The sequence below is a fragment of the Opacimonas viscosa genome, assembly GCF_024199005.1.
GTDB classification, from domain to species: Bacteria; Pseudomonadota; Gammaproteobacteria; order Enterobacterales; family Alteromonadaceae; genus Opacimonas; species Opacimonas viscosa.
Window position 1 is genome coordinate 1 of sequence record NZ_JANATA010000172.1, and the last position, 265, is coordinate 265.

At 46.0% G+C, this 265-nt stretch carries 1 protein-coding gene; it reads right to left on the bottom strand.

Features of this window, described 5'->3' with window-relative positions; genetic code table 11:
- On the bottom strand, nucleotides 1-265 hold a 265-nt coding region (locus NLF92_RS13170), incomplete at both ends, for a DUF4331 family protein (RefSeq protein WP_254102674.1).

Here is a 265-nt window from a genome sequence, read left to right on the forward strand (position 1 = left end):
GTCTGCACTTGGATGAGAAGTAGAGAATTTGTCTTTATCGCCAATACCGATAACAAGCTCATTTACTAGCGGGCTACCTAAACGAGACACTTGAGTCATCGCACCACCATTAGTCTCAGGTTTCGCAAAAGTAGCATCTGGGTTTAGGATACGCGCTTGCGGCAAGCTTGCCGTGGTCCAACTACCAATTACGCCATTACCTTCACCTGTAACACACGCCTTAGGTACTTCAATAGATAACGCTGTCACGTTTTTATCGGCTAAG